The 717-nt window shown below is 33.5% G+C and carries 2 protein-coding genes; both read right to left on the reverse strand.

Translation table 11 applies throughout. The features are described from left to right. Positions 1-140 precede the first annotated feature (140 nt). Positions 141-503, reverse strand: a complete 363-nt coding sequence (locus K4I03_RS12295) for a hypothetical protein (protein WP_227965617.1) — start codon at positions 501-503, stop codon at positions 141-143. A gap of 12 nt (positions 504-515) precedes the next feature. After that, the coding region (locus K4I03_RS12300) for a hypothetical protein (protein ID WP_227965619.1) at positions 516-717 on the reverse strand (202 nt) is incomplete at its 5' end.

Below are 717 nucleotides of genomic sequence, written 5' to 3' on the forward strand. Positions count from 1 at the left end.
CAATTTTATGGCATTACCAAAAGACATATTTTCAAGTTCAACTTTCCCATTCTTCCACTTTCCAATCCCAGCCTCACTGACGCCTAAGAATTTGCTTAATTCATAGGCGGTATGATCTGCAAGTGCTGATTTTACTACATTCAGATTTGCTGTTTTGCTMATTTTCTAAAGTCCTTTCTTTGCTTTGTTTTAGTGGCATAAATTGCCCAATACTCCTGCTGATAAGCAAATCGGATTTCATCCGCTATTTTAACTCTGTACTGTTCAAATACTGGACTTGTAAGGCCAATCACATGTTCTTTAGACAGTACGTCAACAATATCATCTAACAATTTATCCCAATAATCAGGACATTCCTCATACATCGGAAGGACTGGCCCATTATCATTATCCGCCAACAAACGAGTCCATAAATCATCATTGTTTACAGTAAATTTTCCAAAGGTATTTATTTTTACCACTTCTTTTCCATTCGGAATAACATGGTTAGTCAATCTATTCATATTTATCTCCTTTTAAAATCCATCTTTTTTATTATGTTTTGTTATTGAAGTGAGCGCTTTGTTTTTCTTTCTATTTTCCCCTCTTATAGCATGTGCAGTAGTTCGCTCTATCAAAGAGAAATATGTAACAATATAATTTAACAACAATGTGTTGGGAACTTCTATAATTTTAACAGTGAATGATACTGTATAATTCTTGGTATACATAGTTACA

It is taken from the genome of Streptococcus sanguinis, assembly GCF_020729725.1.
GTDB classification, from domain to species: domain Bacteria; phylum Bacillota; class Bacilli; order Lactobacillales; family Streptococcaceae; genus Streptococcus; species Streptococcus sanguinis_V.